Below are 25,094 nucleotides of genomic sequence, written 5' to 3' on the forward strand. Positions count from 1 at the left end.
TGGGCTCCTTAGATCTCGATCTCAAGCGCTTTCGGCTGTTGCGCCGAATGCGGATGCGTTGCTTCGGCGTAGACCTTCAGCTTCTTGATCATCGCGTAGCCCAGCGGGCCCTTCGGCAGCATGCCCTTGACCGCTTTCTCGAGCGCACGGCCCGGGAAGCGTTCCTGCATCTTGCCAAATGTTGTTTCGTAAATGCCGCCCGGGTAACCCGAGTGACGGTAGTACTTCTTGTCTGTGGCCTTTTTACCTGTGACCTTCAGCTTGCCGGCGTTGATAACGATGATGAAATCACCGGTGTCGACGTGCGGGGTGAACTCAGGCTTGTGTTTGCCGCGAAGACGGCGTGCCACTTCGCTGGCGACACGGCCGAGAACCTTATCCGTCGCGTCAATCACGTACCATTCGCGCGTCACCTCATGGGCTTTTGCGGAAAACGTCTTCATGATCGATCCAATAAAATTGCTTTGCCCAGTGTTTTTCCTGCTTAGTTTTTAGCACTTCAAGGCGCTGTGCAGGCTCTTCCTGTTCCTTTCCCCACGGGCATATGCGGAGAAAAGCCTTGGATTATAAAGGAAAATGCCGCCGATTGCCAAAATTTACGTGATCGGCCGCCCACACCCCCTGACACTCCGCTTTCGCCCCCTCTCTTAACAGTTTGCCGCCAACTCCGGCAAACCAGCTTGTAACTCGGGCTCTTTTCTCCGCAATTTCAGGAAAATTCCTCAACCCATATCCGCTAAAATTCATCGCTCTCTTTTATTTCAGGACAGCAGATGAAGTGGATCGGCATGGCTGACGATCATCCCGTCATCATGGACGCGCTTGAATCGACTCTCACGGAAACACGCGCTTTCGCTGTCGCGTTCAAGGTCCGGACAGGCGAGCAGCTCCTCGAAGCACTACGCACCCAGCACTGTGATTTCGCTATCACCGATTACTCGATGACCCAAGGCGCACCCGGCGGCGATGGCCTCGCGCTCATCGAACGGGTGCTGCGGCAATTCCCCCACGTCAAATTAATCGTGTTCACGATGTTGTCCAATCCCGCGCTGTGCGGCCAACTGGCGAAGCTGGGAGTGCATGGCATCGTCAGCAAAAACGACGAGCGCGGTGAAATTCTCGCGGCCTTGCGTGCCATCGAAGCCGGTCACGCCGCGCCTTACTGCTCTCCCAGTGTGCGCGGCTGGCTTGCGGCGCAACCGTCTGGCAATGCTGCGAACAACCTCCAGCCCACACTCAGCCAACGCGAAGTAGACGTCGTGCGCCTGTTCGCCCAGGGCGAAACGCTCGACGAAATCGCCGGCAACCTGAAACGGGCCAAAAGCACCGTCGCCACCCACAAACAAAATGCGATGCAAAAACTCGGCATCACGAACAATGCCGATCTGATCTGCTACGCGTATGAGATCGGCATTGTGTAACTGCTGGCGCTGGGCCTTCGCCTGCATTGTCTGGACCTGTCTGCTGCTGCCCCCCGGTGCCGCTCACGCCAGCGCCGACCCTACCCTCGCCACAGGCCTGTTACGCCCCGTCGGCCAGGGTGCCACCACTCGCTTCCCCGCCAACCTCTCGCCCGGCGACAACGCCTGGCTAAAACGCCATGGCGCCATCGTCGTTGGCATGTGGGGTGACGACTACGCGCCGCTGCAATTTCGCTCCAGTAACGAAACCGTTGAGGGCATCACCGCCGAATATCTGCTGCTGCTCGGCAATGCGCTGCAAACACCCGTGCAGATTCGCTGGTTTGCCAGCCGCGCTGAGGCGTTCGCCGCGCTTCGCGCACAAGATGTCGATGCGCTCAGCCTGCTTGGGCCGCTCGCTGAATCCGAGCGCGACGCATCGGTCCGTGCAACCTATCTGCGAGCGCCACTTGCCGTGGTGCGCCGCGCGGGCCCCGCACTCCCAAGCAACGATGTACTAAAAGGCCATGGCGTGCAGCAAGGCGACCTGGCACTACAGTCAGGCAGCGCGCCGCTAAGCTCCCGGCGCTCGCTCTACAAGGCGCTCGAAGCGGTGTCACTCGGGCATGCCGATTACTACCTGGGCGATTTAGTCTCCGCTGCCTATTACATCGAACAGGGCATGTTCCTGAACCTGCGGGTAGCCCGCACGGAGTCCAGCACCACACACTTTGCGCTGGTGTTCAGCGCCGGACGTCCGGCGCTCGCGCATGTTCTTGAGGCTGGCCTCGATGCCATTCCGCCGTGGATGCGGGTCAACATCCTGCGGCGCTGGGTCGCCAGCGCCGCGCAAGACATGGAGAACGGCAAGCTCTCCCTCACCCTCGCCGAACGCCGCTGGATTGACACGCATCCAGTCGTGCGCGTGAGTGTCGATGCGGCCAATGCCCCCTACACCTTTATCGATTCGGCAGGTGAATTCGTCGGGATGTATGCCGACTTGCTCAAGCTCATCAGCCGTCGCACCGGCCTGCGCTTCGAGATCGTCCCGCGCGACACCGTGGCCGCCATCGAAGCCGACCTGCGAGCCCACCGCACCAGCCTTGTCACCACGCTGATCCCCACAGTCGAACGCCGTCACTTTCTGTCATTCACCACCGCCATTGAACCGATGGCCTGGGCCATCGTCACGCGCCGCGCGGACCAGTCGGTCAGCGGGCTCGACAGCCTCAACGGCAAACAGCTAGCGCTCACCCGGGGGCATGGCATGACAGATCTGATCCGCACGCTTTACCCTGGCATCAAGGTCGTCTCGATGCGCACGGCCACCGATGCGCTAGATCTCGTCGCGCGCGGCCGTGCCGATGCCACGCTGCTCAGCATGGCCGGTGCCAGCTATGCGATCGAGCGATACTTCGACGGCCGTCTGCACATTGCCGCCACCTCTCTCAATGGCCCGGATCTGGCCCGCTTTGGTGTATCCAGCCAGCAGCCTGAACTACTAGGCATCCTTAACAAATCATTACTGTCGATAGCACCGTCCGAGCGCGCCGGGCTCGCGTCTAAATGGCTGGTGAATATCAACTACCCCACCGGCACGTGGGACAGCTTGCGGCGTTCGGTGTTTCGCTGGCTGCCATGGATCTTCGGCGCGCTGGCGCTGATCATCGGCTGGAACAGCTTGCTGCAGTACCAGATTCGCCGCCGCAAACAACTGGAAAGCGAATTACGCATCGCGCGCGATGTCGCCGAACGCGCCAACCGGGAGAAAACCGATTTTCTGGCCGTGATGAGCCACGAGATCCGCACCCCCATGAGCGCAGTAATCGGTCTGCTGGAAATGGCGCACCGGAGCGCCCGTGCAGGTGTTACAGATGCACAGCCGCTCGCGCTGGCGGAAGCCTCCGCGCGCGGCCTGCTCGATCTGGTGGGTGATCTGCTCGATCTGAGCAAAATCGAAGCGGGCGAGCTGACACTCACACCACGTGCGGTCAATCTGCGCGCACTGCTAGCCGATATCAGCGCGCTCTTCACTCACGCGGCTCAAGCCAAAGGCCTGCATCTGCGGCACAGCATCGCGGCAGAGGTGCCCGAATGGGTTTGGCTTGATCCAGTACGGATGCGCCAGATCGTCGCCAATCTGCTTTCGAATGCGGTCAAGTTCACCGAAAAAGGCAGCATCACGCTAACGGCCCGCCTTGAGCACACGGCCACCACTGAAGCGGCGATGCTGCTCATCACGGTCAGCGACACGGGCCACGGCATTGCCGCCAGCGAACTTCCGCTGGTCTTCGAGCCGTTTCATCAGGCATCTTCGCCCGCTGCGCATATGGGCACCGGGTTAGGCCTCGTCATTGTCAAACGTCTGGTTTTCCTGATGAATGGGCTGATCGCACTTACCAGCGAGCCCGGTTGCGGCACCGAGGCGAGCGTCACGCTGCCTTGCCTGGCAGTCAAAGGCGAGGAGCAACCCCAGGCGCAGCTCTGGTTCGCCCAAACCCCGCTGCGCATCCTCGCCGTGGACGATCATCCGATCAACCTGCGCATTTTGTCCGACCAGCTCAACTGGCTTGGCTATCACCCCATCGCAGCCGTCAATGCCAGCGAAGCACTCCAGCAGATCGCGCTAGGCGTGGATCTGATCCTGACTGACTGCAATATGCCCGTCACTTCAGGCATCGAACTGACCCAGCAGATTCGCGCGGCTGAAGCCACTCACCGGCAGCGCCATTGCCCCGTGATCGGCCTCACCGCCAATGCCCTGCCCGAAGCCCGCGAAGCCTGTCTCGCCGCAGGCATGGACGACGTGCTCGTGAAGCCACTCGATCTGGCACAAATCAGCCGCGTGCTGGCGCACTGGTTTCCGGGGCAAGTCACCAGGCATCAAGCGCAAAGCCTTGCGCTCACCTCGATGGCCATGCCCTCACCCTCAACCAGCGCCATGCCAGCAGGCCTAGCCGAAAGCCTGCGCGAAGACGGCCTCGCGTTGCGCCATGCCGTCAGCGCCGAAAAATGGCAAGTGGTGGCCGATCTGTCGCATCGCATTCGTGGTGTCGTGAGTTGCACACTGGCCGACCCCGATCTTGATCAGGCTTGCCTGGTTCTTGAAATGCAGGCGTCACGCAGCTTGCCAGCACGTGCAGCCATCACCGCGCAACTGCACCGCGTAACGGCCTTGCTGGCGCTTTATGTAGCAAATGAGATAACAAATGAGGCCGCAAATGAAGTAGCACCTGAAGCGGCCCCAGCAGCCACACCCGCAACACCGCTTGCCAGCCCCCTTTCACCTCCCGCCTCACCCCATGCGCTTCAACTCTCGAATATGTTCGATGGCGTAGCAGAAACGAAATCGTCATAGTGATGGCTGAGCGGGAAACAACACCGCTTGCAACCAACGTAGATAAAGGATTCATCATGAAAAAGATCATCATCGCTGCTATCGCTCCTATCGTTATGCTCGGCGCATCAAGCGCATTCGCTAACACACAAGATTGCGCAACACGTGCTAACGCGATCCAGGCTCAAATCCAGGCTGCCCAGCAATACGGCAACACAAACCGCGTTGCTGCACTCCAAAACGCACTGGCACAAGTGAAGGCTAACTGCACGAACGCAGGCCAGTCAGATCGCGCCAACAACCGCGTGCAAGACAAGCAACGTAACGTGCGCAAAGCACAAGACGAAGTGCGTCAAGCTGAATCGAAACTGCGTGAAGCACAAGCTCGCGGCGACGCACGCCGGATCCAGCAAGCTCAGTCGAAACTGGCTGAAAAGCAAGACAAGCTGCGCGAAAAGATGGACGACCTGAGCAACGCGCAAGGTGATGCAGCTGCTCTGCGTGGCTAAGAAAACCCTGAGTGGTTTTTAGTTTGAGATTTTTGTGATGCAAGGGTGGGGGGCGAAAGCCCCCTGCCCCTATTTGTCGTGAGTGTAGAAGTCTGGTGTCCAAAGGTTCAATTTCCTCCGTATGCGGCGTGCTGTTGCTCGCTCCTGTCGTGAGTCATGCCGGCGAGTCCCCCACCTCCTCCGAGGATGGCAACGCCGAATTCAATGCCGCTATTCGGCGCGCATTAACTGTCCAGTCTGTCGCGCCTCAAAATCGGGATGAAAAATATGCGCTCGCCCACGGCTTTGCTGCGGGGGCCGATACCGCTCATTCAGATTCCGGCACCGAGAACGACGATGACGATGACGACGATGACTCGTCAACGCAAGCCAACGCCATACCCGATGACGTCTTCGCGCAGGCGATCCGCAATGCCTTATCTGGCAAACCCAGCGATATCCTCACCGGCCCACGCGAGGAAGAAGGCGATTACCGCAAAGCCGATGCCACGATCAAAGTTGCGGTCTATGCCAATGGGCACTGGAGCGGCTATTCATGGCTCACGCTGAAAGAAGATGGCCGTCCGTGCGCGGAGGTTTCTGACTGGCTCTCATGGGGCGTCACGTCTATCGTCAAGTTCGTCCATGAAGACGACACGGACAATCCACACTGCATGATTCCGCAGCGCCCGCCACGCAAGGACGTAGTCGAGCCCGCAGACAGCGACGATGACGATAGCGACCCGGAAGCAGCCCACTTGCACTACGACAAGCTGCGCCAGCAGCTAACCGTGCGTATCGACGAGTCGATGATGAGCCGCTCCCGGGACACCGTGCCGCCATGGCGGCTGGCCTACGGCATGCCCGCAGTACGGCTGGGCTATCAGATCAACGGTTCGCAGAGCACCGGCAACAACTACGCCAGTGCGGAACATCACGCCACGTTCTATGGCGGCTTCGATCTCGGAGCGAACTTCGGTCCGTGGCGCTTTCGCTCAGAGCAGAACTATTCGCGCGAAACCACTGGCAAGCCTAAATGGGAGCGCGTTTCGACCTACATCCAGCGCGATATCGTGCCGTGGCGCAGCAAGCTGCTGGCCGGAGAAGGCGTCACGGATAGCCTGCTGTTCGACAGCATGCCGTTCACCGGTGCGCAGTTGATGACCGAAGACAACTTGCTGCCCGACTATCTCGCGGCTTTCACGCCAGTGGTTCGAGGGGTCGCAAAAAGCACCGCGGAAGTGTTCGTGCGCCAGCACGGCATCCGTTTCTATCAGGCCGTCGTGGCTCCTGGGCCCTTCACGCTGTATGACGTGCGGCCACCAGCTAGCAGCGGCGACATCACCGTCACCGTCCGTGAAGCGGATGGCACCGAACACGTGTCGATCGTCCCCTACATCTCGATGCCATTACTGGTTCACAAAAAGGTCGTGAAATACGCGCTCAACGTGGGCCGCTATCGCCGTGCCTCGGGCAGCCAGGGTTTTACTCAGCCAGAGTTTTTTCAGGCCACGGCGGGTATCGGCTTGCCCTACCGCATCAGCACTTTCGCCGGCGTATTAAACGCGCGGGACTATCGCAGCATTGCAGCTGGAGTAGGCTGGGATCTGGCGAAAGCGGGCTCGCTCTCGCTCGATGTCACCCGCTCGAACGTGCAGGACGCCTCGCTCACCGACAACCCGGTCGGCAACCGGGTGCGCGTGCGCTACGCCAAATCATTTGCATCAACGGGCACCGGGCTCAATCTCGACTTTCGGCGTTACCTCGGCGGGCATTTCCGCTCGCTGTCAGACATGCTCCAGCGGCGCGCAGATATCAGCTACTGGCGCGAGCTCCTGGGCGACGATGGAGACGACGACGGCACCATCGCCAAATCAATGGCACCCGAAGTGCCGCCGCGCACCGCGCTTCGTCTGGACATCCAGCAGAACGTTGGCGATACCGGCAATGTCTACGCGACGCTCATCAACAACCGCTTTGGCGGCAAGCGCGCTGGCCGGGGCTCGCTGCAGGTGGGCGGCACCTGGTACGGCGGCCACTTCGACATAGATGCCCAGGCGGGCGTCAGCCGGACGGCCAAAATAAATAGCACGACGTTTCAGGTCAGCGTGTCGATCCCGCTGTCGATGGGAAAACGCAAACAGACCCTACGCTACGAAGCCTCGGCTTCACGCGACGACGACGGCCTGAAGTGGGGCAACAAGCTCTCTGGCTCAGCGCTGCGCGATTACCGGCTGAATTACACCTTAAGCCAGCAGCAGTCCAAATCAGCAGGGGCCGAAGGTACCGCTAGCGTGTCCTATCAGGCCGATGCAGGACGGGTGGATGTGAGTTATGGCCAAGGCCGGGATTACCGCAAGATCGACATGGGCATTGCAGGCAGCGTGATTGGCTACAAAGATGGGGTCGTACTAGGGCAATCGCTGGGAGACACCATCGCCATCCTCGACGCGCCGGGCTTTCCGGATATCAGCGTAGACGGCCAGCTAGCAACTCGCACCGATGCGCGCGGACGTGCGGTGGTTTCTTATGTAACGCCCTATCGCATCAACCGCTTAGGCCTCGACAGCCTTGATGTGGGAAACGATCTCGACTATCACACGCTGTTTCGTGAAGTCGCGCCGGTGTCGGGCGCAATCCTCTATGTCCCAATCAAGCCGCAGCCGTTAATTCCGGTTAAAACCGATTAACCCATCCCGCACCGGGCAACGATGCCCTAAGCGCACGCAGATGAAAAAAAACCCGAACGCCTGGTTCGGGTTTAATCCACCGATGGAGGAGGTGGAGGAGACATACAACAATGCAATAAAACACTAAATAACGTCGTTGATTATATGAGCCAGCATCGCATCATGCAAGAAAGTGTTGCATAACGAAACGATATATCGTCAGGCAAAATATTTAACAACCATAGTGATTAATTTTTTTATTCTAAATCAGTCACTTAATTCACAATTGCGGCTTTCGTTAGAAAATCGTCAGGATTCCGTTAATCAATCCACTCTATGTTTTTCGCATAATGCAAACGCATCATTGCGCAAAATAAAAGGGCCTGCGCCTGCGACGGAACCTCCGGTTTGGTACCGGGTAGACAATTCATCGGCAAGCTACAATGCCGTCTCAAATTTTAAGCAAAGCGGGTCGGAGTCAAGCATGGAATGCAAAGTAAGCTGGATGGGGCAAGACGGGATGGCATTTACGGCCGAAACTGGCAGCGGCCATCTGGTCGCAATGGATGGTGCGCCGGAAGGCGGTGGACGCAATCTGGCACCGCGTCCAATGGAAATGGTCCTGCTCGGCACAGGTGGCTGCACGGCCTATGACGTCGTGATGATTCTGAAAAAGAGCCGCCAGGCAATCGTCAACTGCACGGTCACGCTCAAGGCGGAACGTGCCAGCGAAGATCCCAAGGTGTTCACGAAAATTCATTTTCACTTCACCGTGACGGGCAAAAATCTAAACCCCGCAACCGTCGAACGGGCACTGAATCTATCGCAGGACAAATATTGTTCCGCGTCGATCATGCTGGCTAAAACCGCCGAGCTAACTCATTCGTTCGAGATCGTCCCGGTCTGAGGCGATGTCTGGCTAGCTAGCCCGAGTTGTTCTGTGGCTGGTCACGCAAAATGCTTCACGCAAAAAAATGCTGGCGTCCTGATGGATGCCAGCATTTTTTGTTGGGAGGCAAAGCAAGTCGATAAGCCGGATTCTGTGCACACGCAGCACTGACGTGCAGCATGCGTGGCAGCCATTCCTCTAGGCGTGCCATTACTGACACGCTCAAGCTTCCTACCCGCAGACGAAACAGGGGCCCCGTCCTGCATCTCGAAGATGCGCGCCTGCCTACTTGGAATTGCTCCGGGTGGAGGTTACCTTGCCGGACTACGTTGCCGCAGCCGCGGTGCGCTCTTACCGCACCGTTTCACCCTTACCTGATCCTGGCTTGCGCCAGGCCATCGGCGGTTTGCTTTCTGTTGCCCTGTTCCGCGTGTCGCCACGGATGGCTGTTAGCCATCACCCTGCCCTGTGGAGTCCGGACTTTCCTCGCCCACGTCAGCCTGAGCTGACGCAGCCGCGACTGCCTGACTTGCTTTGCTGCGCGCGATTCTAACACCGTGCCGGAGGAGCCAATCAAATGGATTGAATCGGTGCGAGCGTCCGGTTGTGAGGCGAGCGTCCTGTCAGGAAAAGATGTTGCTCATGGTTACAGATTAGGCAAATTGGCAAAATCCTCAGAAGAAATCTCTTGTCCATCTTCTGTCATAAGCCAGCCAAAACGATTCATTACGATGCCGTACATTTCCATTTTAAGTTCCATTTTGCTTTTAATTTTCTCTGGAGCCAGCGGAATATCCGCAGTGAGCGCGAGCGTCCCATTCAGTTGCGTAACAAAGGCTTTTTTCATATTTTCAATAAAATCTTTGTGCTCGCCAGACAACGCTCTGCTTTTTTCAAACTCACTGATTTCATCAATAATTTTCAAATAAAGCTCTTTACGGGTAAAAAGCCCATCAAGAATGCGGGAGTCAATTGCCTCCTGCCCAAGCGCGATGATTTTACGGCTGCGCTCTCTTTCCTCTGGTTTTAGCTCCGAAAGCACCGAGATAAAATCATGTGCAATAGAGTAAACCATTTCGGAGAAATCCCAGCCGGTCATAATTTGCGCCATCGCGGCGTTACCCGCGTATTTTTTTACCTCTTCGTATGAAACATTTAGCTTGCCATCTGGAATAAAATGCCGCGCCTTACTAATCAGCAAGGCCGCTGTGGCCACCGAATCGCCAGCTTCACTGAGGCGATACAAATGGCTGGTCAAGCCCGCAAAATTTTCAGAATTTAAATCTTTTACTGTCCTGATACCAGGCAAAATAAAGGAATTTCTGGCCCAATAATAAGCTCTAAGGGTCCGGATATTGGTAAGCAAGTTTGTTTGCTGGTCAGCAAGAGAGGCCCGATTGATTGCCGCCAACGGAAGCTCATGGGCCGCAGGCACAAAACCCGGCTTGATCGAAAGCAGATTTTCAGGTGACACAAATCTGCGCATAAATAGTTTTTCAATTGCATTTTCCGGGCCGCGCGGGGCAAACACTCCAACTTTATTAATCCCAGTTAATTCTGGCAGCAGCGACCCCCAGTCCGAATCTACAAGCATATTCAGAATATCAAGGCACCGTTCTTTCGAAATTTTCGCCTCATGCGAACCAGAATACCCCGGCAGCATAAAAGATCTTAAATATTCAAGCACCATTTTTGAGATATATTGATTATATTGCCTCCACGAAACCACGTGAAGCATTTTATATTTATCATCACATGCTCTCAGCATTGAATTAATGTCTTTTTTCATTTCGGATATCGACCAGGATTTTGATGATTTATCAGCCCCAGGGAGCAATACTTCAAATTGCCTTTTAAAAGCAGCCGGGGTCAGCCCGGCGTCCCCCTGCGGCTCAACAGCAGGTAGGCAAGCGTTATTATTCCGCATGGAATCAAGCACGAACAGGATATTTCTCGCGTCATCGCCAATAATATCAACCATCTCGTTATCCAGAATCACAAAATTCTGGCCTAGCGTCCTAAGCAAGGTCTTGAATTCTTCATTAGTCTGATTTTTAAAATCTACCTGATTGCGCTCATCTTTCAGCCAGAGCGCCAATTTATCTACATTCCATTTTGTGAAGCGGGCCAGATTGACCATATTAGTAGGGAGGCAGCCGATTTTCCCGTATTTGATCTCAACATCGACGGTTTTCTCCACGCCAAACATCTCATCAATTAAAGCCACCAGATCACCCAATGACTGGGCGATTTCAGGCGCAAATAAAACTTTATCCTGATTACCCAGACAAAGCGCGAGCGGATTTTGCGCACCCGCGCTAGCCCGTGGCCTCATCTCCCCAGATTGCAAATTTCCAAGCGAAACTTGATTATTGGCCCGCACATTTTCTGCATAATGTGACTTGTCTTGATAAGCAACGAATCTGAGATTCTGCAACATCGAAACCAGTTTTTCCCGCGCGATTAACTCAGGATTTTTTAATTCACCAACAGAAAAACCTGTTTTTTCAATTCCAGCCCAGCGCGATTGGTTTAATTCATCTACAACGTCACAAAACTCTTTCCTGAGACTGGCCACAGTCTCCAGATTCAGATTATTACTGAGGATAATTCCATTATTTACCTGATTATTTTTATCGTAAATCGGTTCAACAAGTTTTTTCTTAATGCCCGAAGCCCTGCGACCTTCCTCCAGCCTTTCATCTATTTCATTTTTATAATAAGACAACTCGCCGCTAAAGCTCGAAGACAAATCACCTATTAACGACAATTCATTTTTTAGCGCAAGAAAATTATAACTTCCCTGCCCTGACTGTATTGTTTGTTGATGCCCTGCAGCAACAGGATTTTTCGCCTCAACCTGCTCGACTCCGCTGGTTCCATTAACCAGCGAAAGATCGACAACATTACCCTGGTTATTAAAAGATGAAGTTTTATTAACAAAATTACTCATAAATAGTTTTAGTTTTTTAGTTAACGATCGAGCCAATCACACCATGAACAGGCCCAGAGACCCCGGAGACGTTAACTAGGTAACACCTCAAGGCAAAACGTCTCATCGTGGCAATTTTTCGGCCTGACATGCCATGCCGCCTGAGTACCAGGGCGGCAGATTGCACAAACGCTTACCGGCCGCCGTTGCGACGGCCCGGGCGAAACACCGCCACATCGGCATAAAAGGACGGGCACTGGTTATCCGCCCACCAGCCCGGAATACCCAGCACGGGTAGTGGCGCAAACATTCGGCTGGTCAATGTGGGAAGCGCCGCGAGGCCCGCGCTAACGGTGCTGTCCAGCCATGCGTCCCGTTGGCCAAGCGGCCATGAAAAGTAAACCGCAGGTGCCTCCACGATCCACGTATGGGCGGTGCAGGCTTTATAAGGCGTCACTAGCTTTTCCAGTAGCGCATGGCCAAAACTGTGTGCTTCGCAGCGCTGCCCCCAGGCAGTGCGTTCCGTGGTGAATAACCTCGACCAGTCAAACTCCCGGAGCGCCGCGCTCAAAGCCGGGTCGCTCGAAACAAACAGCAGTGCGTTTTCGTCGAACAGGGTCAGCGCATCGCGTTTGCTGCCACGAGTGGGTCCAATGCCTTGCGTCTCGATCGCGTGTGCCTGACGTGCGTTTAGCACCGCTTTGATCTGCGGAAACCGGAACCAGACCAGCGCATTGAAAAAATCATGGAGATTGTGACGCGTCGGTACACACCCGGTGGCGGCGATATGCGCCTCATAAGCGCTGCCGGGTGCCAGCATGTGCTGTGCGACAAACGTCAGCGGCAGGCCACGGCCGGTGCTCTGGCCTGACTGCTGCGCATCGGCATTGAGCACCTGGAGCCAGTTTTGCTCGCCGGCCAGCGCCGCGCGCTGCCAGCGGGCACCACGCGGTGCAAACGGTGCGAACCATGGCTTCTGCCAGTCAATCGCAGCAAATGACGCCGCTGGAGCGGGATGCTCAGCGGCCGCAGGATGAAGGCTGGTCACCGGTCGCATAGGTGCTGCCGCAACGTCGACACACAAGGTCAGCGCAAGCGCCAGCCAATCGCTTCGCCGCCGCCCAGCGGCACCACGGATGCGTCGCCGACCATCAGTTCATCCGGCAGCGTCCATGATTCGCGCGCCAGCGTGATTTGCTCTGAATTGCGCGGCAAGCCGTAAAAATCCGCGCCGAAAAAGCTGGCGAACCCTTCAAGCCGCTCAAGCGCGCCCGCCTGATCGAAGGCTTCGGCATACAGCTCAAGGGCATGCAGCGCGGTGTAACAGCCCGCACACCCGCACGCCTGTTGCTTAAGCCCTTTTGGATGCGGCGCGCTGTCGGTGCCGAGGAAAAAACGTGGATTACCCGAGGTCGCGGCCTCGACCAGTGCCAGGCGATGCGTTTCACGCTTGAGCACCGGCAAACAGTAGTAATGCGGACGAATTCCGCCGATAAACATCGCGTTCCGGTTGTACAGCAGGTGATGCGCGGTGATCGTCGCGCCCAGCAAGCCAGGAGCCGCATCGGCATCGCGCACGTAATCTGCTGCGTCCTTGGTGGTGATGTGCTCGAACACCACCTTGAGTGCCGGAAACGCGCGCCGCAACGGCTCCATCACACGTTCAATAAATACTTTTTCGCGGTCGAACAGATCAATCGCGCTATCCGTGACTTCGCCATGCACCAGCAGTGGCATGCCAGCGTCCTGCATCGCTTCGAGGGTTTTCGCGCACTTCATCACGTCGGTCACGCCCGCATCCGAGTTGGTCGTCGCCCCGGCCGGATACAGCTTGACGCCATGCACCACGCCGCTCGCGCGGGCCCGGCGAATCTCGTCGGCGGGCGTGTTATCGGTCAGATATAACGTCATCAGCGGTTCGAACTGCACGCCTGGTGGAAGCGCTGCAACGATCCGTGCGCGGTATGCCTCGGCCTGGGCCGTGGTGGTGACCGGTGGTTTCAGGTTCGGCATGATGATCGCGCGGGCAAACTGGCGCGCGGTATGCGGTAGCACGGCGGCAAGCATCGCGCCGTCGCGCACGTGAAGATGCCAGTCGTCAGGGCGGGTGAGCGTCAATGCGGCAGAAGAAGATTGGGCAGTGGTCATCACAGGATTGGGGCAGAAGACGGCGGAAGTGGGCAGAAGAGGCGGGTCTTAAGCAAGCATGAAGCGGATGAGGGAAGCTCAAGCGGCAGGGGGAGCGCTCTGGGCGTGCGCCGTGGATAAACCACAACGCGCTATCTGAAGCACCGTCAAATTGCAGCTAGCCGCGCGAGGCTCAGTGTATGCTTGGCAAACCCGCATTGTAACGGCTCACCCCCGTTCTCCCGCCCCCTCCCAGCATCCAGTTCTCAGCATCATGTGCCAACTTCTCGGAATGAACTGCGCCGCGCCAACCGACGTCACGTTCTCATTTACCGGCTTTGCGGCGCGCGGCGGCGTCACCGATCATCACGCCGACGGCTGGGGAATTGCCTTCTTCGAAGATAAAGCCTGCCGTCTCTTTATCGACCATCAACCGTCAGCCACCTCGCCCATCGCCGAGATGGTCAAGCGTTATCCGATCAAGTCGAAGAACACCATTGCGCACATTCGCAAAGCCACTCAGGGGCACATCCTGCTGGAAAACAGCCACCCGTTCATGCGCGAACTCTGGGGCCGTCACTGGATTTTTGCCCACAACGGCGACCTGCAAAACTACCAGCCGGTGCTAAACGGGGTGTATCAGCCAGTGGGCAATACCGATAGCGAACGTGCTTTTTGCGCGGTACTGCAAGGCTTGCGCGAAGCGTTTCCGGGCACGCAGCAACCGCCGCTTGAAGCACTCTTCGCCACACTAGAGCGCCTCACACGCGACATCACCCAGTACGGCGTCTTCAATTTCCTGCTGTCGAACGGCCAGGCGCTATTCGCTCATTGCTCAACGCACCTGCACTATCTGGTGCGCCGCTGGCCGTTTTCCACCGCGCATCTAGTCGACGCGGATGTTTCAATCGACTTCGCCAAATACACCACGCCTGAAGATCGCGTCGCCGTGATCGCCACCCAGCCGCTAACCGACGACGAAGTATGGAGCGCGTTCGAACCCGGTGACCTGCTGATGTTCCAGCACGGTGAGGTGATCGGTCAGGTGAATATTCCCGTGCCGCCTGCGGTACTCGAAAAAGCCCGCAATCCAGCATCTGATCCATCCGCGTCCGCGACGATGAAGCGCAGCAGCGCTGCCGTTCTGAGTGAAACGCTGGCCGCCGCTGCGTTCGAGTCCTGACATAGCGCTTGAGCAGCGGCAAAAAAAGCCGCCTGGCCGCTAGCCTGCCAGGTCGAGAAAAGACAAAAACAAAAAACCCGCTAAACGCATGAACTTGCGTGTTAGCGGGTTTTTTTCGCCTGGCTCACGAAACCAGGCGCTGCGGCCAGACCTGGGTGTTCAGCTAGCTCAGTGCAGGATCTTGGCCAAAAACTCCTTGGCACGGTCTGACTTCGGATTGGCGAAGAATTCGTCCTTCGGCACGTCTTCCACGATCAGGCCACGGTCCATAAACACCACGCGATGCGCGACCTTCTTCGCAAAGCCCATTTCGTGCGTGACGCACATCATCGTCATACCTTCCTGCGCCAGCTCCACCATTACGTCGAGCACTTCGTTGATCATCTCTGGATCGAGCGCCGAAGTGGGTTCGTCGAACAGCATCGCCACCGGGTCCATCGACAGCGCCCGGGCAATCGCCACTCGCTGCTGTTGGCCACCTGACAACTGCCCAGGATATTTGTCGGCATGTGCGCGCAAGCCGACGCGGTCCAGCAGCTTCATACCCTTGGCCACGGCCTCTTCTTTTGAGCGGCCCAGCACCTTGATTTGCGCCAGCGTCAAATTCTCGGTAATCGACAAATGCGGGAATAGCTCAAAGTGCTGAAACACCATGCCGACCTTGGCGCGCAGCTTCGACAGATTCGTTTTTTTATCGCCCACCGATTGGCCGTTAATCACGATCTCACCTTTCTGGAACGGCTCCAGGCCATTCACGGTTTTGATCAGCGTCGATTTGCCCGATCCTGACGGACCGCACACCACCACGACTTCGCCCTTTTTGACTTCCGTCGTGCAATCGGTCAGCACCTGAAACTGGCCGTACCATTTCGAAACATTTTTTAGAGAGATCATCTTGCGACCTTTTTCTGAAGAGCTTTGACGAGGCTCGACGCAATCACACACACCACGAAATAGCATGCCCCGGCGAACAGAATCATTTCGACGTGCGTGCCATCGCGGTCACCGATGTTGGCGGCCGTGCGGAAAAAATCAGCCAGGCTAATCACATAGACCAGCGACGTGTCCTGAAACAGCACGATCGCCTGAGTCAGCAACAGCGGCACCATCGCGCGAAACGCCTGCGGCAGCACCACGAGACGCATCGCCTGGGCGTAATTCATGCCCAGCGCCGACGCAGCCTGAATCTGGCCGCGAGGCACGGCCTGAATCCCGGCACGGATAATTTCCGAGTAATACGCGGCCTCGAACATCGAGAACGCGATCATCGCCGACGCCAGCCGGATGTCCAGATCAGGCGACAGGCCCAGCACGTTTTGCAGCACCTGCGGCACGATCAGAAAGAACCACAGCAGCACCATCACCAGCGGGATTGAACGAAACACCGTCACGTAAATTTGTGCAAACCACGCGAGCGGCTTGAACGGCGACAGCCGGAAAATGGCCAGCACGGTGCCCCAGACAATGCCCACGACAATCGCCAGCAGCGTGATCTTGAAGGTGACAATCGCGCCGGTCCACAACGTAGGCAGTGCGCCCGGAATACCACTCCAGTCGAAATGGTGCATCACTTGCCTCCGATATAGCCGGGCAGCCGGCTCTTGCGTTCGACCCAGCGCATCAGCTGCATCACGACGAGGTTAATCAGCACATACGCAACCGTTACCGCGATAAACGATTCGTAGGTCTGGGCCGTGTAATCAACCAGTTGCCGCGCTTCAGCCGATAGATCCAGCAGGCCAATCGTCGATGCCACGGCTGAATTTTTAAAGACATTCAGAAATTCAGAAGTGAGCGGCGGCACGATGATCCGGTACGACACCGGCAACAGCACATAGCGATAGGTCTGCCACTGTGTGAAGCCCATCGCAAGGCCCGCAGCGCGTTGGCCACGAGGCAGCGCGTTGATGCCCGAGCGCACCTGTTCACACACCCGCGCAGCGGTGAACAAGCCAAGGCAGAGGATTGATGAGGAATAAAACTGCGCCCCAGGTGGTAACTGCTTGAACCAGTTTCCCGCCGCGGCTGGCAAAAGCTCAGGGATGACGAGATACCAGATAAAAAACTGAACGATTAATGGGATATTCCGAAAAACCGCCACATAAGCCGTTCCAGCTCCGGAAAGCCACTTGTTTGGCAGCGTGCGTAACACACCGAAAAATGACCCGACAATCAGTGCGATAACCCATGCCGCAAGCGAAACGGTAATCGTTACCCAAAAGCCAGATATCAGCCAGCCCAGATAGGTTGTCGGTTCGCCGGTGGAAACCGGACTTAGAAAAATGCCCCAGTTCCAGTGATATGACATGACGAAAACTCCAGCAAAAAGAAACGGAAGAGACGCCTGGCCCCTCCCGTTTCATTTAACGCATTAACCCGCGCATTGCCTGATTAATGATGCATTTAACCAGCCCTGCAATTAATCAATCGCCTTGTCATTGGGGTTCTTGTAAAGCGCCTTCATGTCATCGCTTTCAGGGAAATCGAGGTTGAGGCCCTTTGGAGGAATCGGTGATTCAAACCATTTTTTGTAAATCTGCGAGGCTTCGCCTGAGGTTTCGACCTTCGCAATGGCATCGTCCACGACCTTCTTGAACTCAGGGTCGCCCTTGCGCATCATGCAGCCGTAAGCCTCATGTGACTGGGGTTCACCCACGATGATGAAGTCCGCTGGCTTGTTCGACTTGGCCCGCTCGCCTGCCAGCAGCGCGTCATCCATCATGAACGCCACAGCACGGCCAGTGGACAGCGTGAGGAATGATTCGCCGTGATCCTTGGCGCTGATGATGCTCATCCCCATGCTCTTGTCCTGGTTCATCTTGCGCAGCAGACGCTCGGAGGTGGTGCCTGCCGTTGTCACCACCGTCTTGCCTTTCAGGTCAGCCCAGTCCTTGATACCCGAATCTTTTTTGGTCATCAGACGTGTGCCGATCACGAAAATCGTGTTCGAAAATGCGGCTTGCTGCTGACGTTCAAGATTGTTGGTGGTGGAACCGCACTCCAGATCAACCGTGCCGTTTTGCACCAGCGGAATCCGGTTTTGTGAAGTAATCGGGATGAGTTTGATTTTCAGATTGGGCATATTCAGTTTCTGCTTGACGGCATCGGCCACCTTCAAGGCAAATTCCTGCGAATAACCCACTACCTTTTGTTTCTCGTCGTAATACGAAAACGGAATTGACGATTCACGGTGCCCCAGCGAAATCACGCCCGTATCCTTGATTTTCTTGAGCGTGCCCGTTTCCTGCGCATGCGCGCCAATCGTAAACAGACCGAGTGTGGCGAGCAGTAATGCGGTTTTTTTAACTTTCATGTGTGATCTCCTTGGCAAGAAACGCCGCCAGTTTATATCAAACTAATTCAGACGAAAGTGTGGTCAGCCTGTATATCTATTACGGCTCGCTTGCGCTAGGCGCAGCGGTCATGAGAAGCCAATAGCCTGACCCGGGCGCACCAAACGGCGCACCAAACAAAAGCGGGCGGCATCATCACGATGCCGCCCGCCTGGTACTGCCTGATGCTTATCTACCGCTTATCTGCTGCTTACTACCTGCTGTTACCGCCTGATGCCGGGCCAGGCCATGCGCCTGGAGGCACCCTCACACAGCAATGAATCGACCCAGATGCGCAACCGCCGCGCTCAAGGGTACAGGCCGCGCATTTCGCGTGCCTGCAGAATCCGCGTACACGCGACGATAAACGCCGCCGTGCGCACCGACACCTTCTGCTCGCTCGATACCTGCCAGACCGCCGCAAACGCTTCGCGCATCACGCGCTCCAAACGCTGGTTGATCTCGTCTTCGGTCCAGAAGAAGCTGGAGAAGTCCTGCACCCATTCGAAGTACGACACCGTCACACCACCCGCATTCGCCACCACGTCAGGGATCACGAGGATGCCCTTGTCGTGCAGGATGTCATCGGCGGCTGTCGTAGTCGGGCCGTTTGCGCCTTCCACCACGATCTTCGTTTTGATCTTCGAGGCGTTCTTTTCGGTGATCTGGTTTTCCAGCGCGGCTGGAATCAGGATGTCGGATTCGACCGTCCAGAACTCATCGCTGGTAATCGCATCAGCACCAGCAAAACCGCCTACGCCACCGGTCTGCGCCACGTGTTCGGACAGCGCAATCGCATCAATGCCGGACTCGCGGAAAATCGTGCCGGTGTGGTCCTGCACTGCGACCACCTTCGCGCCAGCGTCCTGATACAGACGAGCGGCGATCCCGCCGACGTTGCCAAAGCCTTGCACCGCAATCCGCGCGCCTTCGATGTCGAAGCCAATACGGCGCGCTGCTTCACAGCCAACCACGTACACGCCACGGCCAGTTGCTTCACGACGGCCCAGCGAGCCACCCAGCGCAATCGGCTTACCTGTCACGACGCCCGTGGCCGTCTGGCCCTGGTTCATCGAGTAGGTGTCCATCATCCACGCCATGATCTGTTCGTTGGTGTTCACGTCCGGCGCGGGGATATCGGTGTTCGGTCCGATGATGATGCCGATCTCGCTGGTGTAACGACGCGTGATGCGTTCCAGTTCACCCCGCGACAGCGTGCGCGGATCAACCCGGATCCCGCCCTTCGCACCGCCGTAAGGCACATTGACTGCCGCGTTCTTGACTGACATCCACGCTGACAGCGCCATCACTTCTGAAAGCGTCACGTCCTGGTGGTAACGCACGCCGCCCTTGCCTGGGCCACGCGATACGTTGTGTTGCACCCGGTAGCCTTCGAAGTGGGCCACCGTGCCGTTATCCAGCTCGATAGGCACATCGACGATCAGAATCCGCTTGGGCCGCTTGAGCGTTTCGAGCCAGCGTGACAGCGAACCAAGATAGGGGGCGACGCGATCAACCTGGCGCAGGTAGTTGCCCCAGGGGCCGAGCGCTTCGCTATTCAGGTACGACGGAATGGCGTGGTGCGGGGCCGCGGACTTGGGTTGTGACGGTTGTGATGACATGAAAATGCTCCGGCGAGGGATATCAAACGCGAGGGATCAACCAGCAAACTGGCTTTAAACGAATGGCGACATTGTCGAAAAAGGTCAAGGCAAAATCCAATGCCGTTTGATTATTCATTCATGCTTTTTTTGCATAATCTTCAGCGGCCTATCTTTTGCAGCTAGGCCACGCCCGCACCAGAAGCCACTTCGGCACGGACCACATCCCATAACTGCCGCACCAGCGCTTGACGCGGATCATCACCGTGATCGGCCAGTGTGTCGCGGTACAGGCGAATTTCCATCGTCAGCGTGTACTGGCCCTCTGGCGTGCCGCGCGCGGCCCGGTCGAGGCGAATCAGACGGCCTTCGGCCACGGCTTCTTCAACCGCGCTATAGGGTAAGAAAGCGATGCCGTGGCCTGCCATCGCCATTGCTTTCAGCCCCTCGGCCATGTCGGTTTCGTACACCCGGTCCAGCGACAACCGCCCCGGCGCGTTAGCGATGATGACCTCGGTCATGCGGCCCAGATAAGCGTTTGGCGTGTAGGACAAGTAAGGCGCAGGTGCGTCCGGCGTGCCCGGCAGCGTATGCCGCGGGCGGCCAGCCCGGGTCGGCGCGGAAAACGGGCTGATGGGCTCAAGCCCGAGCGTCAGCATTTCGTAGCGTGCAGGGTCCAGCCCAACCGGATGACTCGGATGGTGATAACCCATCACCAGGTCACAGCCGCCCTCTACGAGCGACAGCACGGCATCGTGCACATTGAGCGCACGCAAACGCGTATGCACCTGCCCCATCTGCGCTTCGACCCGCTGCAGCCAGCGCGGAAAATATGTGAGCGAGAGGGTATGAGGCACGGCGAATTCAATCGTTGCCGCAGGCGTCGCCGTGTGACCGCGCAGCACCGCACGCGCCTCATGAAACTGCGACAGCATCACCAGCGCCTGTTCATAGAACACCCGCCCAGCCGCCGTCAGGCGCGTGGGATACACCGAGCGATCGATCAATTCCGTGCCGAGCCAAGCTTCAAGCGCCTGAATCCGGCGCGAAAACGCGGGTTGTGTCACGTGACGCAATTCAGCCGAGCGGCTGAAGCTGCGGGTTTCCGCAAGCGAAACGAAGTCTTCAAGCCATTTCAGTTCCATACGGCCCCGGCGGCAGTGGCAAACATTGGACAGGTCCGCATTCTAGCGGGGCGCGCGCCGCCAGGGTTTGGGGTTTGGGGTTTGGGGTTTGGGGTTTGGGGTTTGGGGTTTGGGGTTTGAGGTTTGAGGTTTGAGGTTTGAGGTTTGAGGTTTGAGGTTTGAGGTTTGAGGTTTGAGGTTTGAGGTTTGGGCTTCGGGCTTCGGGCTTCGGGCTTCGGGCTTCGGGCTTCGGGCTTCGGGCTTCGGGCTTCGGGCTTCGAGCATCCGTTGGCCCCCACATCAAGCCCAATGCAGGCGGGCGGCTCACCACGATCTATTCTTCCAGGCCCGATACCTCCCCAAACCGCCATATCCGTCATGCATTTCAACGCTGTGGCGATGGTAAAATCCGCGCCGCTGCGCTGTCTTATATTTGTTTTCCGCCCCTCCTCACCTTGCGTCTCATCGCCACCATGTCCGATACCCGCCCCGATACCCTGTTCGCGCTGACCGCGCTGTCTCCGCTTGATGGCCGTTACGCCACGAAAACCGAAGCCTTGCGGGACTGGCTCTCAGAAGCTGCGTTTATGCGGCATCGGGTGAGCGTTGAAATTCACTGGCTGATCGCGCTGTCGCGTGCGGGCTTTGCTGAAATACCGCGCTTTTCCGATGGTGCCGAGCATTTTCTGCTGCAACTCGTCGAACGCTTCACCGCGCACGACGCCGCCCGTATCAAAGAAATCGAAAGCGTCACCAATCACGACGTGAAAGCCGTCGAATACTGGCTCAAAGAGTCGGTCAAAGGCCAGGCTGAACTGGAGCGCGCCAGCGAGTTCATCCACTTTGCCTGCACCTCGGAAGACATCAACAACACCTCGCACGGCATGATGCTGGCCGGTGCCCGCGAACACGTGATCCTGCCTGCGCTGCGCGCAGTGCATCAGCGTCTCGTGGCACTAGCGCACACCCATGCGCAACAACCGCTGCTGTCGCGCACCCACGGCCAGCCCGCCAGCCCAACCACGCTGGGCAAAGAAATGGCCAACGTCGCAGCCCGGCTTGAGCGCGCAATCTCCCGCATCGACAAGGTTGAACTGCTGGGCAAGATGAATGGCGCGGTGGGCAACTTCAACGCGCATTTGTCGGCGTATCCGGAATTCGACTGGGAAGCGTTTTCACGCGAAGTCATCGAAACCCGCCTGAAACTCACCTTCAACCCGTACACGATCCAGATTGAACCGCACGACTACATGGCGGAACTCTTCGATGCGATCTCACGGGCCAATACGATCCTGCTCGATCTGGACCGTGACATCTGGGGCTACATCTCGCTGGGTTATTTCACGCAGAAAACCAAAGCTGGTGAGATTGGTTCATCGACAATGCCGCACAAGGTCAATCCGATTGATTTCGAAAATTCAGAAGGCAACCTTGGGCTGGCGAATGCCACGCTGCGCCATCTGGCAGACAAGCTGCCAGTCTCGCGCTGGCAGCGCGACCTGACGGATTCGACGGTACTGCGCAATATCGGCGTGGCCTTCGGTTATTCGCTGCTGGCTTACGACGCGCTGATTCGCGGGCTCGACAAGCTGGAAGTCAACGCGCCACGTATCAACGATGATCTCGAACGCTGCTGGGAAGTGCTGGCCGAACCCGTGCAAACGGTGATGCGGCGCTACGGCATCGAGAATCCGTATGAACAGCTGAAAGAGCTGACACGCGGTAAAGGAATTACCCGTGAGGCGCTGCAAACGTTTGTAAGCGGCCTGGCGATTCCTGACGAGGCGAAAGCGCGACTGCTAGAGATGACGCCGGGTTCGTATGTCGGGATGGCGGCTGAGCTGGCACAGCGGATTAAGTAAGGCCTGAAGATGTGTGCCTGAGTGATGTGGGGCTGAGGTGGCGCGCGCCGAGCCTCAAACTAGTTCGCTGCATCACTCAGGCCAGCATCGCAGCCACGCTCACCACAAAACCACAAAACCACAAAGCGCAGCCAGCCCCCTCCAAAGCAAACCATGAGGCCAGAAATGGAGCCCCTCAAGCCCTCCTGCCGCGCATCTCGATCAACCCCAGCACCTGCCGCACGATCTCTTGCGGCGCTGGCTCAATACTCACCGTCACGGCTTCATCAGCTCCCGGCACCTCAAGCGTATCGAGCTGGCTTTGCAGCAGCGACGGATCAAAAAAGTGCCCAGTGCGGGTTTGCAGACGCTGCTGCAACAACGCCGGCGTACCGTGCAAATAGATAAAGCACACGTCGTGATCGCCGCCCCCGCGTAGCACATCCCGGTACGCCCGCTTTAACGACGAGCAGGTGAACACCGCCGTCTCCCCCGCCCGCTGCTTTGCTTCAATCGCATCACGAATCGCTTGCAGCCACGGCCAGCGATCTTCGTCGGTCAGCGCAATGCCCTGATGCATCTTTGCCTTGTTCGCGGCGCTGTGAAATGCATCGCCATCGGTAAAGCTGCAATGCAACTGCTGTGCCAGCAATTCGCCAATCAGCGTCTTGCCTGCGCCTGAAACCCCCATCACGATCAGAATCATCACCGGCCTCTCAAAGCACGGCCGCTAGCGCAAAGGTCAAGCCCAGCCCCAGCAGCGAAATAATGGTTTCGCACAACGACCAGGTCTTAAACGTCTGCCCTACCGTCATGCCGAAATACTCTTTAATCAGCCAGAAGCCGCCGTCATTCACGTGCGAAAAAATCAGCGAACCCGCGCCAGTGGCCAGCACCAGCAACTCCGGCTGAACCTGCGCGCCACCGGCCGCCGCAATCGGCGCGACGATGCCGCATGCAGTGGTCATCGCCACCGTCGCCGACCCCGTCGCCAGACGGATCAACGCCGCGACAAACCAGCCCAGCAACAACGGTGAGATATGCGCGGAAGTCGCGCTCTGCACGATCTGCTGTGAGATTCCGCTATCCATCAGCACGCGCCCGAAACCGCCCCCCGCGCCGACGATCAGCGTGATGCCCGCGATCGGCGCGAGGCAGTCCGCGCAAAATTTCTGAATCTGCTCGCGGTTAAAGCCGCGCTGCGCGCCGAAGGTCCAGAAACTCACCAGCACCGCAATCAGCAACGCCACATCCGAGGTGCCGACAAAATGCAGCAGATCGTTCGGCGTGGTGTGGGGTGTAAATAGAAGATCCGCCCAGCTCCCAAGCAACATCAGCAACACAGGCAGCAAGATCGTCAGCAGTGTGATGCCAAAGCCTGGCAACTCACGTGGCGCGTTCGATTCAGCCGAGGCAATGAACTGCGCCGCGAGCGGATTGTGCTCAGGCAGCTTGATATGGCGATGAATCAGAAGCGCGAACAATGGGCCCGCAACAATTGCCGTCGGCACGCCAACGATCAAGCCATACGCAATCGTTTTGCCGATATCCGCGTGATACGCCTGCACCGCGAGCAGTGCTGCAGGGTGCGGCGGAATCAGCCCATGCACCACCGACAAGCCCGCCACCATCGGCAACCCGATCAGCAGCAGTGATTTGCCCGTGCGTCGCGCCACATTGAACGCGATCGGAATCAGCAAAACAAAGCCCACCTCGAAGAACACTGGCAGGCCAACGATAATCGCCACGCACATCATCGCCCAGTGAATATGCTTCTCACCAAACCAGCCGATCAGCGATGTCGCAATGCGTTCCGCTCCGCCCGATTCCGCCATCATCTTGCCGAGCATCGTCCCCAGCCCGACCACGATGGCGATATGCCCCAGCGTATTGCCATTGCCGGTTTCAAACGCTTTCACGATAGTGCCCACCGGCATACCCACCGCCAGCCCTAACAGCAGCGAAACAATAATCAGCACCAGAAACGGATAAATCTTGTAGCGCGTAATCATCAAAATCAGCGCGGCAACTGCGATCACTGCGTAAATCAGCAGCATGCTGCCTTGAACGGGCTCCATCTGTGTCCTCCTGACGTTTAGTCGTTGTAGTGCTTTTGTCGGGCGAATCGGGGGCAACGCTGTGCGGGGTTCTCTCGTAGCGGGTAGTCGTTC

Annotated in this window: 19 protein-coding genes and 1 other RNA gene; 7 read left to right on the top strand and 13 right to left on the bottom strand. The window is 57.4% G+C overall.

The genetic code is table 11. The annotated features are described in order from the left end of the window. Positions 1-8: 8 nt before the first annotated feature. A complete protein-coding gene (gene rplM / locus GH656_RS12340; protein WP_153076205.1) occupies positions 9-443 on the bottom strand; it encodes a 50S ribosomal protein L13 in 435 nt (144 codons plus the stop codon). Positions 444-773: 330 nt separating this feature from the next. Here rplM and GH656_RS12345 point away from each other — a divergent pair, with 330 nt between their 5' ends. The 5 genes from GH656_RS12345 (at position 774) to GH656_RS12365 (ending at position 8,801) form a co-directional block, all read left to right on the top strand. Then, on the top strand, positions 774-1,421 hold the full coding sequence (locus tag GH656_RS12345) for a response regulator (protein ID WP_153076206.1): 648 nt from the start codon (positions 774-776) through the stop codon (positions 1,419-1,421). Then, positions 1,402-4,758: an ATP-binding protein gene (locus GH656_RS12350; RefSeq protein ID WP_153076207.1), complete on the top strand. Its 3,357-nt coding sequence runs from the start codon at positions 1,402-1,404 to the stop codon at positions 4,756-4,758. The genes GH656_RS12345 and GH656_RS12350 overlap by 20 nt, the downstream gene beginning before the upstream one ends. 56 nt (positions 4,759-4,814) lie before the next feature. Then, the gene (locus GH656_RS12355) at positions 4,815-5,246 is read left to right on the top strand and encodes a DUF1090 family protein (protein ID WP_174769750.1); all 432 of its coding nucleotides are present in this window, start codon (positions 4,815-4,817) and stop codon (positions 5,244-5,246) included. A gap of 95 nt (positions 5,247-5,341) precedes the next feature. Further along, positions 5,342-7,915: a fimbria/pilus outer membrane usher protein gene (locus tag GH656_RS12360; RefSeq protein ID WP_153076209.1), complete on the top strand. Its 2,574-nt coding sequence runs from the start codon at positions 5,342-5,344 to the stop codon at positions 7,913-7,915. A 463-nt stretch (positions 7,916-8,378) separates the two neighbouring features. Beyond that, a complete protein-coding gene (locus GH656_RS12365; protein ID WP_153076210.1) occupies positions 8,379-8,801 on the top strand; it encodes an OsmC family protein in 423 nt (140 codons plus the stop codon). A 106-nt stretch (positions 8,802-8,907) separates the two neighbouring features. Here GH656_RS12365 and rnpB read toward each other — a convergent pair. The 4 genes from rnpB to pyrC all read right to left on the bottom strand — a co-directional run bounded on the left by rnpB (position 8,908) and on the right by pyrC (position 13,863). Further along, positions 8,908-9,319, bottom strand: an RNA gene (rnpB, locus tag GH656_RS12370) — RNase P RNA component class A. Positions 9,320-9,429: 110 nt separating this feature from the next. Further along, entirely contained in the window at positions 9,430-11,736 is a 2,307-nt protein-coding gene (locus GH656_RS12375; protein ID WP_153076211.1) for a hypothetical protein, read from the bottom strand. A gap of 172 nt (positions 11,737-11,908) precedes the next feature. After that, a complete protein-coding gene (locus GH656_RS12380; protein ID WP_153076212.1) occupies positions 11,909-12,772 on the bottom strand; it encodes a DUF3025 domain-containing protein in 864 nt (287 codons plus the stop codon). Between the two features lie 29 nt (positions 12,773-12,801). After that, a complete protein-coding gene (gene pyrC / locus GH656_RS12385) occupies positions 12,802-13,863 on the bottom strand; it encodes a dihydroorotase (RefSeq protein WP_153076213.1) in 1,062 nt (353 codons plus the stop codon). A gap of 253 nt (positions 13,864-14,116) precedes the next feature. Here pyrC and GH656_RS12390 point away from each other — a divergent pair, with 253 nt between their 5' ends. Continuing rightward, entirely contained in the window at positions 14,117-15,025 is a 909-nt protein-coding gene (locus GH656_RS12390) for a class II glutamine amidotransferase (protein ID WP_153076214.1), read from the top strand. 168 nt (positions 15,026-15,193) lie between these two features. Here the strand turns inward: GH656_RS12390 and GH656_RS12395 are convergent, their stop codons facing one another. From GH656_RS12395 to GH656_RS12420, 6 genes are all read right to left on the bottom strand, one after another. Beyond that, positions 15,194-15,919, bottom strand: a complete 726-nt coding sequence (locus GH656_RS12395) for an amino acid ABC transporter ATP-binding protein (protein WP_153076215.1) — start codon at positions 15,917-15,919, stop codon at positions 15,194-15,196. Further along, a complete protein-coding gene (gene gltK, locus GH656_RS12400; RefSeq protein ID WP_153076216.1) occupies positions 15,916-16,593 on the bottom strand; it encodes a glutamate/aspartate ABC transporter permease GltK in 678 nt (225 codons plus the stop codon). The genes GH656_RS12395 and gltK overlap by 4 nt, the downstream gene beginning before the upstream one ends. Continuing rightward, positions 16,593-17,333: an amino acid ABC transporter permease gene (locus GH656_RS12405; RefSeq protein ID WP_153076217.1), complete on the bottom strand. Its 741-nt coding sequence runs from the start codon at positions 17,331-17,333 to the stop codon at positions 16,593-16,595. Before GH656_RS12405 ends, gltK begins: the two co-directional genes overlap by 1 nt. A gap of 111 nt (positions 17,334-17,444) precedes the next feature. Beyond that, positions 17,445-18,338 carry a glutamate/aspartate ABC transporter substrate-binding protein gene (locus tag GH656_RS12410; protein ID WP_153076218.1) on the bottom strand — a complete coding sequence of 298 codons (894 nt, stop codon included), beginning with the start codon at positions 18,336-18,338 and terminating at the stop codon, positions 17,445-17,447. 327 nt (positions 18,339-18,665) lie between these two features. After that, positions 18,666-19,979, bottom strand: a complete 1,314-nt coding sequence (locus tag GH656_RS12415; protein ID WP_153076219.1) for a Glu/Leu/Phe/Val family dehydrogenase — start codon at positions 19,977-19,979, stop codon at positions 18,666-18,668. Between the two features lie 161 nt (positions 19,980-20,140). Further along, positions 20,141-21,103 (bottom strand): LysR family transcriptional regulator, encoded by a 963-nt coding sequence (locus GH656_RS12420; RefSeq protein WP_153076220.1) that lies wholly within the window; start codon positions 21,101-21,103, stop codon positions 20,141-20,143. 452 nt (positions 21,104-21,555) lie between these two features. Here GH656_RS12420 and purB point away from each other — a divergent pair, with 452 nt between their 5' ends. Further along, on the top strand, positions 21,556-22,944 hold the full coding sequence (purB, locus tag GH656_RS12425; RefSeq protein WP_153076221.1) for an adenylosuccinate lyase: 1,389 nt from the start codon (positions 21,556-21,558) through the stop codon (positions 22,942-22,944). A 175-nt stretch (positions 22,945-23,119) separates the two neighbouring features. Here purB and GH656_RS12430 read toward each other — a convergent pair whose 3' ends face one another. Both GH656_RS12430 and GH656_RS12435 read right to left on the bottom strand, forming a co-directional pair. Continuing rightward, positions 23,120-23,629, bottom strand: coding sequence for a gluconokinase (locus GH656_RS12430; RefSeq protein ID WP_153076222.1), 510 nt, complete (start codon positions 23,627-23,629; stop codon positions 23,120-23,122). A gap of 10 nt (positions 23,630-23,639) precedes the next feature. After that, positions 23,640-25,001 (bottom strand): GntT/GntP/DsdX family permease, encoded by a 1,362-nt coding sequence (locus tag GH656_RS12435; RefSeq protein ID WP_153076223.1) that lies wholly within the window; start codon positions 24,999-25,001, stop codon positions 23,640-23,642. Positions 25,002-25,094 lie beyond the last annotated feature (93 nt).

Source organism: Paraburkholderia bonniea, assembly GCF_009455625.1.
Taxonomy (GTDB): Bacteria; Pseudomonadota; Gammaproteobacteria; order Burkholderiales; family Burkholderiaceae; genus Paraburkholderia; species Paraburkholderia bonniea.